A 12543-nucleotide genomic window follows, 5' to 3' on the forward strand; every position below is an offset into this window, starting at 1 on the left:
GTTCACTCCTTGACGTCGATGTTCTCTCTCCTGAACGACTCATAGATCTCGAGCAGCATCTGCTTCTGACGTTCACTGATCGAGTCATCGGCGAGGAGCGCGTCGCGTACCGGGCTGGCGGGACGCTCCTCAAGGATTCCGGCCCGGACGTACAGCACCTCCGCGGAAAGGCGCAGACCCTTCGCGATCTGGGCCAGGACATCGGCAGACGGCTTACGCAGGCCCCGCTCGATCTGGCTCAGGTACGGATTGCTCACCCCGGCGCGTTCGGCGAGCTGCCGCAGCGACACCTCGGCGGCGATTCGCTGGGTGCGGATGAATCCGCCGATGTCCTGCGCCGCCGTGGCAACCGCATCCTGAGCGGCCGTGGCCACCGCCTCCACGGTTTCCACCGCGCCACCGGAGCTGCTGTCATCCTCCACGTCTTGCGGCGCAACCGACGGCACCTCGGCCGACGGCTGTTGGCCGTCTGCATCCTCGGGGTCCTCGACCGGCTTCATCACACTCCCGTTTCGTCTTCATCAGTATCGGCCGGGTGTGCTAGCACGTGCAAGCAAACCGCTAACCGAAGATCAGTACCGACACCGTGTAGATCGCGAGACCGGCCAGTGCGCCGACGACCGTCCCGTTGATCCGGATGAACTGCAGGTCACGTCCGACCTGCAACTCGATCTTCCGGCTGGTGTCGTCGGCGTCCCAACCGCGCACCGTCTCGGTGATCACCGCGATGATCTCCTGGGAGTAGTTGGCAGCGATGTGGCGGGCAGCGCGCACCACCCAGCCGTTCATCTTCTCCTGCAACGGACGATCGTCGCGAATCCGGATCGCCAGGCGGATCGCCGCATCCGACAACGAGTTCCGCAGCGTGCTGTTCGGGTCGGTGAGCATCTGCTCGATGACCGCCTTGCCGGTCTTCCACGCGGTCGACGCCGCATCGGAGACCTCGTCGCGCCCGATCAGTTCCTGCTTGATGTTCTCGAACCGAGCGATCATCTCCGGATCGTGCTGCAGGTCATCGGCGAACTGCTCGACGAACTGATGCATCGACCGACGCAGCTGATGCTGCGGATCGGTCTTCACCTTGTAGGTGAAGTCGACCAGTTCCCGATAGATCTTGTCACCGAGCAGCACGTTGACGAACTTCGGCTTCCACGACGGCCCGACGTCCTGATCGACCACCCGATCGATCAGATCCTGGCTGCCGAGGGCCCAGTCGTGGGCGCGATCGCAGGCCAGCTGGAACACCGGTTCGAGCCGGTCCTCGGCGATGAGCTGTTCGAGGATCCGGCCGAGCGGCTGCGCCCACTCCGGCTCCCCCGCCCATCGGATCGCATGCTCGATCAGCTGCTCGATGTCCTCGTCGCGCAGCATCTCCGCGGCGAGCGAGATGAGCCGCGCCGCCTCGTCGGAGACCCGCGGCGCGTTGACGGGGTCGGCGAACCACGACGACAGCCGGCGCGGGAGGTCGAGGCTCTCGGCCCGGTGTTCGATCACCTCCGGCGTCATGAAGTTCTCTTCGATGAAGCCACCGAGCTGGTCGCCGATGTCGTCCTTCTTCTTCCGGATCAGCGCGGTGTGCGGGATGGGCAGACCGAGCGGGTGTTTGAAGAGCGCGGTCACCGCGAACCAGTCGGCGAGCGCACCCACCATGCCCGCCTCGGATGCCGCGCGGACATACCCCACCCAGGCCGCGACGTCGACGCCGTCACGGTGCTCGAGATAGCGCGTGAACAGGTAGATGACGGCGGCGAGCAGGAGGAACCCGGTCGCAACCGCCTTCATTCTGCGCAGGTCACGGCGACGCGAAGGATCGCCCGCGCTGTCGGCCCCGAAGCCGGGAGACGTCCGCGGCGGCCCCGCCGCGGCAGGACCATCCGACCGATCGGATACGTCCGAAATGACTGTTGGCGGCATTGGACCAGTTTTACCCCCCACCCACTACGCTAGCCAGGTGATGCCCAACCGCCCGAGTCCCGCGGCTGCCGCTCGCGCCGCCGTGGCCGCCGCCGCGAATGTGACCCGGGGCCTCGAACACGCGTTGTTGGGTTCGGGTGGCGACCCCGTCGACAAGCCCGACGGCCGTCGCCAGCGGTGGGAAAAGCACAAGGCCGCCCGGCGCACAGAACTCATCGACGGCACGATGGACGCGGTCCGCACCCTCGGTCCCGACGTCGGGATGGACGAGATCGCCACCCACATCGGGGTGTCCAAGACCGTGCTCTATCGGTACTTCTCCGACAAGAACGACCTCGGCGTGGCCACTGCGGTCCGGTTCTTCGAGACGACGCTGCTCCCCAGCCTGACCGACGCGATCACCGACGACGTCGACGAGTACACGCTGACCCGGACCGTCATCGGCGTCTACGTGGAAGCGGTCGCCGACCAGCCCAACCTGTACAAGTTCGCGCTCAGTGGCACACCCGCATCCGCGGCCACCGCGGACTCGGAGAAGCTGGTGGCCCAACTGATGACCAATGTGCTCGTGATGCGGATGGCCGAGCGCGATGCCGACACCTCGGGCGCCGCGGTCTGGTCCAATGCCCTCGTCGGGGCGATCCAGCGCGCCGTGGACTGGTGGATGGCAGACCGGTCCATCCCGGTCGCGGACCTGATCGACTACCTGACCATGTTGTCGTGGAGTTCGATCGTCGGGATCGCCGCGGTCAACGGGTCGCGCGAGGCGTTCGTGGCGGCGCCGCCACCCCTCCCCGATCCGACGGATCTTCCGCGCCCACGCGCGACCACCGACAGCAAGGCGGATTCCGAGAACATCGTGCACCTCGAGGACGTGGAGACCGAATGAGCCGTACCGCACTGGTCACGGGTGGCAGCCGCGGCGTCGGGAAGGGCGTCGCCACCGCACTCGTCGAAGCGGGATGGTCGGTCTTCGTGACGTCGCGGCACGGGACCGGCCCGGACGGGGCGACGGCACTGGCGTGCGACCACACCGACGACGACGCCGTCGCGGAGGTCTTCGCCCACCTCGAACGCAACACCGACGGCCTCGATCTGCTGGTCAACAACGCCTGGGCGGCGCCCAAGGGTTTCGGCGGATTCTCCGACCGTTTCTGGGAGCGGCCGGTCGACGATTGGGACACGCTGATCGGCGTGGGTCTGCGAGCGCACTACGTCGCTTCGGTGCATGCGGCCCGGATGATGGTCGATCGCGGCACCGGACTGATCGCGTCGATCTCGTCGTTCGGCTCACGTGGACACCTGCATTCGGTCCTGTACGGCATGAGCAAGAGCGGTCTGGACAAGATGGCCTTCGACATGGGGCATGAGCTGCACGGAACCGGGGTGACCGCGGTGTCGCTGTGGCTGGGCCTCATCCGGACCGAACTGCTGCTCTCACTGGGAGTCGACGAGTTCGCCGGGTTTTCGCTACAGCGGGCCGAGGACCCCGAGTTCGTCGGACGTGTCATCGCCGCGCTGGCCGACGACCCCGACCTGGCCGAACGCAACGGGCATACCCTGGTGACCTCCGAACTCGGTGCGGCGTATGGCATCACGAACAACGACGGCACCCCGCCGGACTCCCATCGCGACGCGTTCGGCGGCGGGCCGTTGTTTCCGCCTCGCGCATCTGTGATCAAGGAGCAGAACGTTCATGGGTGAACACGACACGAAGTCGGGCTGGGCGACGCCGGCGGCCGAAGCGCTGCGGGTCACTGCGACCGGGCCGATCGCCGAGTTCGATCCGTCCTCCACACCGGGTTTCACGGACGACAAGGACGACGGCGAGGAGTTGCTGACGGAACGAGGCCAGGTGCTCGCCGACCTCCAGGAACTCCTGTACGCCAACGGGAGGTCGGGCGACCATCGCTCGGTGTTGCTGGTCCTGCAGGGCATGGACACCGCGGGTAAGGGCGGGATCGTGCGCCACGTCGGCGGAATGGTCGACCCACAGGGGCTGTCCATCAAGGGTTTCGGCAAGCCGACACCGGAAGAGCTGTCGCATGACTTTCTCTGGCGAATCCACAAGGCGCTGCCGCCGGGCGGGCGGATCGGCATCTTCGACCGCTCCCATTACGAGGACGTGCTGCCGGTTCGCGTGCACAATCTGGTTCCGCAATCGGAGTGGGAGAACCGGTACGCGGTCATCAACCAGTTCGAGCGTGACCTCGTGGCGTCGGGGACCACGATCATCAAGTGCTGCCTGGTGGTGTCGAGGTCCGAGCAGAAGAGTCGCCTCACCGAGCGCCTGGAACGAGAAGACAAGCACTGGAAATACAATCCCGGTGACATCGACGAGCGCGCCTTCTGGGATTCCTATCTCGAGGCGTACCAAGCGATCTTCGACCGTTGCGACACCGATTCGGCGCCCTGGTACCTCATCCCGGCCGACCGGAAGTGGTTCTCACGACTCGCGGTCTGCGAACTGCTCATCCACGCGCTCGAGGGCCTCGACCTCACCTGGCCCCGGGCCGACTTCGACCTCGAGGTGGAAAAGAAACGTGTTGCCGCACTGAGCGATTGAACATTCCTATCGACCTCTCAGCACTGCATACGCCAGCAGACCGATCATCAATCCCCAGAACGCGCCACCGATCCCGAAGAAGGTGACGCCCGAGGCGGCGGCGACGAACGTCAGCGCAGCGGGAACGCGCGTGTGCACCGCCGTGAAGGCGCCGACGATCGCCGCGGCGAACGTGCCCAGAAGCGCCAGTCCGGCAACGGCTTCCACGAGTCCGCCCGGGGCGATGGCCGCGATGGTGACCAGCGTTCCGGACAGTCCCGCCAGGACGAAGTACGTGATTCCCGCGGACACACCGGCGATCCATCGGCGCGACCGGTCAGGTCCGGCCTCATCGCCTGCGGCCAGCGCCGCCGACAGCGCGGCGAGGTTGATCGCGTGACCGCCGAACGGCGCCGCAACGATCGTCCCCATCCCCGTGACGCTCATCGCGGCACGCCACGGCGTCGCGTAGCCGAACGACGAGAGCACCGCGACGCCCGGGATGTTCTGGGACGCCATGGTCACGATGTACAGCGGCACCGCGATGCCCACGATCGCCCCGACGTCGAGGTGCGGAACCGTGATCGTCAGGGTGGGAAGCCAATGGGCCGTGGTCGTGCTGTCGGCTCCACGCACGGCGACATACACCCCGATGACCACCAACGCCGTGGCCAAGGTGAGTGGCAACGCCCACCGCGGCAGCCACCGCGTCGCGATCAACCACACCGCGAGCACGGGGACGGTGAGCAGCGGCTCGGCGACCAACGAGTGCATCGGGGCCAGACACAGCGTGAGCAGCACACCGGCCAACATCGCCTGGGCGATCGCTGTCGGGATCCGCGAGATCAACTCGCCGAGCACCGGTATCAGTCCGGTGAGCACGATCAGCACCCCGACCACCGCGAACGCGCCGACGGCGGCGGCCCAACCCGCGTGATAAGAGGCACCCATGCTCGCGAGCAGGGCGGCGCCCGGAGTCGACCATGCGAGCGTGACAGGCGCGCGCGACCGAACACAGAGCACGATGATGCCGAGCCCGAAGAGAACCGTGAGCGCGAGTAGTCCCGAGGCCGCCTGTTCCGGCGAGGCGCCGACAGCCTGAAGACCCGCGATGACCACCGCGAACGACGACGTGAACCCGACGAGTGCGGTGACGATGCCCGCGACGATGGGTTGCTGCAGCCGGGATTGTGCTGTGATGGTCACCCGAGCGAGAATACCCGAAACGTTCCGTAAACAGAACGCCACCGCGTCCCGACGAGAGTGAGAGCGTCCAGAGTGAGTGTCGAACGACGCCGACAAGCCGTCGGCAATCGCATCGCCGCGTTGCGTAACGACCGCGGGCTCTCCCTGTCCGAGCTCGCGCGACGTGCCGGCATCGGCAAGGGCTCCTTGTCCGAGATCGAGACCGGACAGCGCAATCCGACGCTCGACACGCTGTACGCCGTCGCAGGCCCGCTCGGCGTCCCGCTGACCGCGTTGCTCGGCGAGGAGGCCGGGACCGAGGGCAGCGGCGAGCACCTCCGGGCGCAACTGCTGCATGTGGAGCATCACGCCGACGGCTCGACCACCGAGGTCTTCTGGCTGACGGTGTTGCCCGGCGGAACCCGCGTCTCGCCCGCCCACGGGCCGGGCGTGAGCGAGCACGTGCTCGTGGTGACCGGGATTCTCACCGCCGGACCGGCCGGATTCGAGGCACACGCGGAGCCGGGCGAATCGTTGCGATGGCTCAGCGACTCCGACCACACCTATCGCAGCGACGACGGCGCCACCGCCGTGCTGACCATCCGTTCACCGTCCCGCTGACGCACCCCGGACAGCATTCGACCCCGCTCGCGGTGGCGCGAGCGGGGTCGAATGATCTTTACCGAGAACTTATCTCAGGTCAGCTGGTCGCCTTCTTGGCCGGAGCCTTCTTGGCGGGAGCCTTCTTGGCCGGAGCCTTCTTGGCGGCCGCGACCTTCTTGGCCGGCGACGCATTGGATGTACGAGCCTTCGCCTCGACCGTGCCTGCGGCGCCACCGATCTCGGAGGCAACGTCAGCGGTTTCGCTCTTGATGGTCTCGCCGGCCTCTTCGATGTCGGCGGCGACGTCCTCGACCTTGCTGCTCACGATGCCGGTGAGCTTGGCCGCCCGCTCGCCGACCCCACGGGTCTGCGAGGAGACGACGCCGAGAGCGTCCTCGGTCAGGTCGACGGCCTCGTTGTAGTACTTCTCCGCGCGACCCAGGTTCTCCTGGACGACCGGCTGCTGACGCAGACGCTCGACGGTCTCCTCGCCACGCTCGGCGAGCGAGTTGTAGAACTCGGTCGCGGTGTCGAGATAGCCCTCGGCAACCTTGCGCAGTTCCTCGGTGCTGATCTTGCCGCGCAGCTCCTCGATGCCGGCCGGAACGTCCTCGGGCAGCGAGTTGATGCGTGTCTTGGTCTCTTCGAAGCGCGCCTGCGCGGTGGTCTTGGTCTCCTCGAAGCGCGCCTGCGCGGTGCCCCGGGTCTCCTCGAGACGGGCCTGCGCGGATTCGGTCGCGGCCTCGGTGCGCTCGCGCAGCTGCGCGATGATGTCGTTGAACTGGGTGACGACGTAGTCACCTGCGCCCACGGCGGCGTAGATCGGGTTGGCCAGCGTGCGTGTCGATTCGCTCACAGCTAACTCCTTCAAGTCATATGTGCGGTTGATTGTGTTGGTCACCAATTGCGCTGCGGCGTTGAACGCTGCGGCGCCGGGTTACCGGATGGCCACCCCACGGGCCATCCGACGTGTCGTCCATGTCGACGGCGTTTTCGGTGCCGCTTCCTTGGTTCCACTAACCAGTATCCACGTCTTGCTAGCAAATGCAAGCAGAGTGCTAGCGCAGGTGGGAGATGTCACGTCTCGTTGATCTGTTGTCTACACAGATGACAAAGACCGCCCGGCGAACGGGCGGGTGTGGCGCCGCATGCGAACGGGGGCGGGCTGGGCCGGCGGCTCGATGCGGCCGCTCGACCAACGCAGGTGCGCTGAGCTCAGCGATTCGAGCCGTTCTCGCCGTAGTGGTAGAAACCGCGACCGGCCTTCTTGCCGATCCGGCCCGCCTCCACCATGCGCAGCAGCAACGGCGGCGGCGAGTAGAGGGGTTCCTTGAACTCCTCATACATCTTGTCCGCGATGGCCTTCACGGTGTCGAGCCCGACGAGGTCGGCGAGCTTCAGTGGGCCCATCGGGTGTGCGCAGCCCAGGACCATCGCCTTGTCGATGTCCTCGGCGGTGGCAAAACCGCTCTCCGCCATACGGATCGCCGACAGCAGATACGGCACCAGGAGGGCATTGACGACGAAGCCGGAGCGGTCGGCCGACCGGACGACCTGCTTGCCGAGCACGTCATGGGCGAAGGCCTCTGCCCGTTCGGTGACCTCCGGCGTGGTCATGAGGGTGGTGACGAGCTCGACGAGCGGCAGCACCGGTACCGGGTTGAAGAAGTGAAGGCCGATCACCCGATGGGCATTGGCCGTGGCCATGCCCAGCTTCATGACCGGGATCGACGACGTATTGGAGGCCAGCACGGCGTCGGGATCGGTGACGATCTTGTCGAGCTCGGTGAAGATCTCGGTCTTGACCGCCTCGTCCTCGACGACGGCCTCGCAGACGAGTTGACGGTCGGCGAAATCCCCGAGGTCAGAGGTGAACCGAAGGCGACCCGAGGCCTGCTCACGCTCCCGCTGGGTCAGTTTGCCGCTCGAGACACCACGGTCCAACGATCGCAGGATGCGAGCGCGACCTGCCGAGGCGAGTTCGCGGGTGGACTCATAGACCAGCACATCGGCGTGCGCGCGTGCACACACCTCGGCGATCCCGGCACCCATCTGTCCCGCACCGACGACGCCCACCCGGGAGATCTTCTCGCTGGCCATGAACGCTCCTGAAATGCTTACGTGACAACAGATCCGGCGAGATGCGGGTAACCCTGCAGGGGTACGGGCAAACCCGCCGATATGCCAGCAGGCGGCCCGCAGCGATAGCCGCGGACCGCCTGACAGCTCGCCAAATTCCGGAGAGGCGGATCAGCTCCTAGTGGAACTGGCCTTCCTCGGTCGAACCCTTCAGCGCGGTGGTCGAGCTGGTCGGGTCGACGGTGGTGGCGATGTTGTCGAAGTAGCCGGCGCCGACCTCACGCTGGTGCTTGACGGCGGTGAAGCCACGCTCATCGGCTGCCTTGAACTCGCGGTTCTGCAGGTCGACGAAGGCGGTCATCTGCTCGCGGGCGTAGCCGTAGGCCAGGTCGAACATGCCGTAGTTGAGCGAGTGGAAGCCGGCCAGCGTGATGAACTGGAAGGTGAAGCCCATGGCGCCCAGCTCGTTCTGGAACTTGGCGATGGTGCTGTCGTCGAGGTGCTTGCTCCAGTTGAAGGACGGGCTGCAGTTGTAGGACAGCAGCTGGTCCGGGAACTCGGACTTGACGGACTCGGCGAACTTGCGGGCGAGCTCGAGATCCGGGGTACCGGTCTCCATCCAGATCATGTCCGCATAGGGGGCGTACGACTTCGCACGCGCGATGCAGGGCTCGATGCCGTTCTTCACGTGGTAGTAGCCCTCGGCGGTGCGCTCACCGGTCACGAACGGCTTGTCGCGGTCGTCGACGTCCGAGGTGATGAGGGTTGCGGCCTCGGCGTCGGTGCGGGCGATGACCACGGTCGGGACGTTGGCGACGTCAGCGGCCAGACGGGCCGCGCTCAGGGTGCGGATGTGCTGCTGGGTGGGGATGAGCACCTTGCCACCGAGGTGGCCGCACTTCTTCTCCGACGCGAGCTGATCCTCCCAGTGGGTACCGGCGGCACCCGCGGCGATCATGGCCTTCTGCAGCTCATAGACGTTGAGTGCACCACCGAAGCCGGCCTCACCATCGGCGACGATCGGCACGACCCAGTTGTCCACCGAGTCGTCGCCCTCGACGCGGGCGATCTCGTCGGCACGCAGCAGCGCGTTGTTGATACGACGCACAACGCTCGGCACCGAGTTGGCCGGGTAGAGCGACTGGTCGGGGTAGGTGTGCCCGGAGAGGTTCGCGTCGCCGGCGACCTGCCAGCCGGAGAGGTAGACGGCCTTGAGGCCCGCACGGACCTGCTGGACGGCCTGGTTACCGGTCAGTGCACCGAGTGCGTTGATGTAGCTTCCGTCGCCCTTGGTGACGCCGTCCCAGAGGATCTCGGCGCCGCGGCGGGCGAGGGTCTGCTCCTCGACGACCGAGCCCTGCAGCTCGGCGACCGACTCGGCGGTGTAGTCGCGGGTGATGCCCTTCCAACGCGGATTGGTGTCCCAATCCTGCTGGATCTCGGCGGCGGTACGTGGCTTTCCGACGTTGCTCATTGCCTACTTCGCTTTCGTTGTCCTGCTTCGCCCCGGTGGCGCCCGGGACGGTCTGCTGACAGACAGAGCTCTCGCGACGAGAATCTGTGGCGCAAATTGTGCGAACAAATCCGCGTCATCCGGCGGTGTCTGAGACAAGGGTGCCATACGACAAACACGCTGGTCCAACCCCTGAGAGATGCAAAATCGGGCCATATTTCGGTGTGGTTTTGCAAATTTTGCGAATCATCGGATGCGAAAGTTGTGGGTTCGCATCCCAAAAAGTACGCGCGTACTGCGTTTTTGCCAGCCTACCGGTTCTCGCGAGCGGCGTCCCGGATTGCGATCGAGAAACCTAACCCCGGTGCCGAGTCGCCGAATATGTGACGGCTTTCACTCCGTGGCCGGGTGTCGCTCAGCGCGTGGCGGCGGCCACCGCATCACCGAACAAGGCCGTGAACGTCGCGTCGCTCATCGGTGGAGACGGTGCGGTCGGCGGGTCGGCGGCAGGTGTCGCAGAGCCCGCGGCGGTGAGTTGCACGGTCATCGGCTGAGCGCCGTCGTCGACGACAGCGGCGTACGCCGCGTAGCCCACCTGTGTGGTGGCGGCGCCATCGGGCAGCGTCGTCGTGACCTCCGAGCGAAGCAGCAGCGACAGGTCGACCGCCGATGACTCGCGGACGGCCTCGGGCGCGGGCAGTTCGGTGTACCGGGTCACGATGTGGGCGCCTCGCATACTGCCGCTCCCGACCACCGTGGTCGTCGTCGCGCAGCGGCCGGTGCTGACCCGCACGTCCGACTCGATGTCGCGGCGCGCACTCGTCACCAGCTCGACCAGGGAGGCGGAGTCGGTGCGTGCCGCGATGACCGCCGAGTTGGCGGCCGTCAGCTGCGGATTGAGTTCGGCGTCGGCAGTCGGCCGGCACTCCGGCGGGGCGACCGCGGCCGCCTTCGCCACATCGATGGGCGCCTGATTGCCGGCCACGAGCTCGGCGACCGACAACTGCGTCGTGGCGAATCCGCCCGGGAGCTGATCGGGCCTGAGCAGGAGATCCGCCGGGACCGCAGACGTGGACGACCCGGCCCCGCTGGTCGGCCCCACATCGCATCCGGAGACCATCGCCATCGCCACGGCCATCGCGGTGACCACGCCGCCGGCACGACCCCGAACCGAGCCCGCACGTCGACTCGACTCCCCCCGTCGACGCAGCGCCATGACTCGCACGCGGTCACCGTACCCTGGACGTGGAGGTTGCCATGACCAAGACCTACGTCGGTTCTCGACTGCGCCAGCTCCGTTCGGAACGCGGGTTGTCGCAGGTGGCCCTGGCCCAGTCGCTGGCCATCTCACCGTCGTATCTCAACCAGATCGAGCACGACGCGCGGCCGCTGACCGTTCCCGTGCTGTCGAAGATCACCGAGGTCTTCGGCATCGATGAGGAGTTCTTCGACACGCAGGACAACGTGCGCCTGGTCGCCGAACTGCGCGAGGTGCTGCTCGACGACGACGTCGAGGCGCCGCCGGCGGCCATCGAGGCCCACGAGATCAGTTCCGTCGTCGCCGCACACCCGGAGATCGCGCAGGCCATGGTCAACCTGCACCAGCGCTACCGGATCGCCACCGATCAGCTGGCCGCCGCCACCGATGAACGCGGCGACCGGAGCATGCGCGGCGCCATCACCGCACCGCACGAAGAGGTGCGCGACTACTTCTATCAGCGGCGCAACTACATCCACGAACTCGACATCGCGGCCGAGGAGATGACCGACCGGATGCGGATGCACTCGGGCGATATCCGCCGCGAGATCGCCAACCGGTTGGAGAACGTCCACGGCGTCAGCATCGTGCGCCGCGTCGACCTCGGCGACTACACGTTGCACCGCTTCGATCCGGAGACCCGACGTCTCGAGTTCTCCGCCGCGCTGTCCGCCGGTCAACGCGCCATGAAACTCGCCACCGAGCTGTGCTTCCTCGAATACCGGGACCTTCTGGAGAAACTCGCCGACGACGGAAACTTCACGAGCGACGACGCGCGATCGCTGGCACTGCTCGGCCTGGCCAACTACTTCTCCGCAGCAGCCGTCCTGCCCTACCGCCAGTTCCACGGCGCCGCAGAAGATTTCCGCTACGACATCGAGCGCCTCTCAGCGTTCTACTCGCTGTCCTACGAAACCATCTGCCACCGCCTCTCGACATTGCAGCGACCGAATCTGCGCGGTATCCCGTGGTCGTTCGTCCGCGTCGACCGGGCGGGCAACATGTCGAAGCGACAGTCGGCCACCGGATTCCACTTCTCGTCCAGCGGCGGCACCTGCCCACTGTGGGCCGTCTACGAGACCTTCGCCTCCCCGGGCAAGATTCTGACCCAGATCGCCGAGATGCCCGATGGCCGTGACTATTTCTGGGTGGCCCGCACCGTGGAACGTCGGGCGGCGCGCTACGGACAACCCGGGAAGACCTTCGCGATCGGACTCGGATGCGAACTGCGCCACGCGGGTCGGGTGATCTACTCCGACGGCCTCGAGATCGGCCCGCAGGCCACTGTCACACCGATCGGCGCCGGCTGCCGGGTGTGCGAGCGCCAGAACTGTCCGCAGCGCGCCTTTCCGGCGCTCGGTGCCGCGCTGCAGATCAACGAACACCGCAGCACCGTATCGCCATACATGACGAGCTGATCACAACTCTGGTAACACACGTCACAAATACATCACAGTTCGACCAGTGGGTCGCTCGTCCCGGTCAATCGACCTGAAAATGGTCGTA

12 protein-coding genes are annotated in these 12543 nt (G+C 66.5%); 5 read left to right on the top strand and 7 right to left on the bottom strand.

The features are described 5' to 3' along the window. Positions 1-2 precede the first annotated feature (2 nt). Positions 3-500: a helix-turn-helix domain-containing protein gene (locus AC4AMJ_RS20540; RefSeq protein WP_489899298.1), complete on the bottom strand. Its 498-nt coding sequence runs from the start codon at positions 498-500 to the stop codon at positions 3-5. 61 nt (positions 501-561) lie between these two features. Next, positions 562-1914 carry a DUF445 domain-containing protein gene (locus AC4AMJ_RS20545; RefSeq protein WP_489899297.1) on the bottom strand — a complete coding sequence of 451 codons (1353 nt, stop codon included), beginning with the start codon at positions 1912-1914 and terminating at the stop codon, positions 562-564. Positions 1915-1954: 40 nt separating this feature from the next. On the opposite strand from AC4AMJ_RS20545, the gene AC4AMJ_RS20550 reads away from it, so the two are divergent. The 3 genes from AC4AMJ_RS20550 to AC4AMJ_RS20560 are packed head-to-tail and all read left to right on the top strand — an operon-like array spanning position 1955 to position 4480. Further along, complete coding sequence (locus AC4AMJ_RS20550; protein WP_489918477.1) at positions 1955-2803, top strand: TetR/AcrR family transcriptional regulator; 849 nt, start codon at positions 1955-1957, stop codon at positions 2801-2803. Beyond that, a complete protein-coding gene (locus AC4AMJ_RS20555) occupies positions 2800-3618 on the top strand; it encodes an SDR family NAD(P)-dependent oxidoreductase (RefSeq protein ID WP_489914359.1) in 819 nt (272 codons plus the stop codon). Before AC4AMJ_RS20550 ends, AC4AMJ_RS20555 begins: the two co-directional genes overlap by 4 nt. Beyond that, on the top strand, positions 3611-4480 hold the full coding sequence (locus AC4AMJ_RS20560; RefSeq protein WP_489914361.1) for a polyphosphate kinase 2 family protein: 870 nt from the start codon (positions 3611-3613) through the stop codon (positions 4478-4480). Before AC4AMJ_RS20555 ends, AC4AMJ_RS20560 begins: the two co-directional genes overlap by 8 nt. 6 nt (positions 4481-4486) lie before the next feature. Here the strand turns inward: AC4AMJ_RS20560 and AC4AMJ_RS20565 are convergent, their stop codons facing one another. Continuing rightward, positions 4487-5665 carry a benzoate/H(+) symporter BenE family transporter gene (locus AC4AMJ_RS20565; RefSeq protein ID WP_489914363.1) on the bottom strand — a complete coding sequence of 393 codons (1179 nt, stop codon included), beginning with the start codon at positions 5663-5665 and terminating at the stop codon, positions 4487-4489. A gap of 72 nt (positions 5666-5737) precedes the next feature. Here AC4AMJ_RS20565 and AC4AMJ_RS20570 point away from each other — a divergent pair, with 72 nt between their 5' ends. After that, positions 5738-6265, top strand: coding sequence for a helix-turn-helix domain-containing protein (locus tag AC4AMJ_RS20570; protein ID WP_489899293.1), 528 nt, complete (start codon positions 5738-5740; stop codon positions 6263-6265). Between the two features lie 79 nt (positions 6266-6344). On the opposite strand, the gene AC4AMJ_RS20575 is transcribed toward AC4AMJ_RS20570, so the two are convergent. From AC4AMJ_RS20575 to AC4AMJ_RS20590, 4 genes are all read right to left on the bottom strand, one after another. Further along, the gene (locus AC4AMJ_RS20575) at positions 6345-7103 is read right to left on the bottom strand and encodes a heparin-binding hemagglutinin (protein ID WP_489899292.1); all 759 of its coding nucleotides are present in this window, start codon (positions 7101-7103) and stop codon (positions 6345-6347) included. A gap of 359 nt (positions 7104-7462) precedes the next feature. Next, positions 7463-8347 carry a 3-hydroxybutyryl-CoA dehydrogenase gene (locus tag AC4AMJ_RS20580; protein WP_489899291.1) on the bottom strand — a complete coding sequence of 295 codons (885 nt, stop codon included), beginning with the start codon at positions 8345-8347 and terminating at the stop codon, positions 7463-7465. A gap of 157 nt (positions 8348-8504) precedes the next feature. Continuing rightward, positions 8505-9800, bottom strand: a complete 1296-nt coding sequence (gene aceA / locus AC4AMJ_RS20585; RefSeq protein WP_489899290.1) for an isocitrate lyase — start codon at positions 9798-9800, stop codon at positions 8505-8507. A gap of 394 nt (positions 9801-10194) precedes the next feature. Then, positions 10195-10995: a hypothetical protein gene (locus AC4AMJ_RS20590; RefSeq protein WP_489918478.1), complete on the bottom strand. Its 801-nt coding sequence runs from the start codon at positions 10993-10995 to the stop codon at positions 10195-10197. A gap of 41 nt (positions 10996-11036) precedes the next feature. Here AC4AMJ_RS20590 and ramB point away from each other — a divergent pair, with 41 nt between their 5' ends. After that, positions 11037-12455 (top strand): acetate metabolism transcriptional regulator RamB, encoded by a 1419-nt coding sequence (ramB, locus tag AC4AMJ_RS20595; protein WP_489899289.1) that lies wholly within the window; start codon positions 11037-11039, stop codon positions 12453-12455. Positions 12456-12543 lie beyond the last annotated feature (88 nt).

It is taken from the genome of Gordonia sp. LMA484, from assembly GCF_058129505.1.

Excerpts from the sequence above, each read along its gene's own strand:
- AC4AMJ_RS20560 (WP_489914361.1), top strand. The coding sequence starts at position 3,611 with ATGGGTGAACACGACACGAAGTCGGGCTGGGCGACGCCGGCGGCCGAA.
- AC4AMJ_RS20555 (WP_489914359.1), top strand. The coding sequence starts at position 2,800 with ATGAGCCGTACCGCACTGGTCACGGGTGGCAGCCGCGGCGTCGGGAAG.
- AC4AMJ_RS20580 (WP_489899291.1), bottom strand. The coding sequence starts at position 8,347 with ATGGCCAGCGAGAAGATCTCCCGGGTGGGCGTCGTCGGTGCGGGACAG.
- AC4AMJ_RS20550 (WP_489918477.1), top strand. The coding sequence starts at position 1,955 with ATGCCCAACCGCCCGAGTCCCGCGGCTGCCGCTCGCGCCGCCGTGGCC.
- AC4AMJ_RS20540 (WP_489899298.1), bottom strand. The coding sequence starts at position 500 with ATGAAGCCGGTCGAGGACCCCGAGGATGCAGACGGCCAACAGCCGTCG.
- ramB (WP_489899289.1), top strand. The coding sequence starts at position 11,037 with ATGACCAAGACCTACGTCGGTTCTCGACTGCGCCAGCTCCGTTCGGAA.
- AC4AMJ_RS20590 (WP_489918478.1), bottom strand. The coding sequence starts at position 10,995 with ATGGCGCTGCGTCGACGGGGGGAGTCGAGTCGACGTGCGGGCTCGGTT.
- aceA (WP_489899290.1), bottom strand. The coding sequence starts at position 9,800 with ATGAGCAACGTCGGAAAGCCACGTACCGCCGCCGAGATCCAGCAGGAT.
- AC4AMJ_RS20545 (WP_489899297.1), bottom strand. The coding sequence starts at position 1,914 with ATGCCGCCAACAGTCATTTCGGACGTATCCGATCGGTCGGATGGTCCT.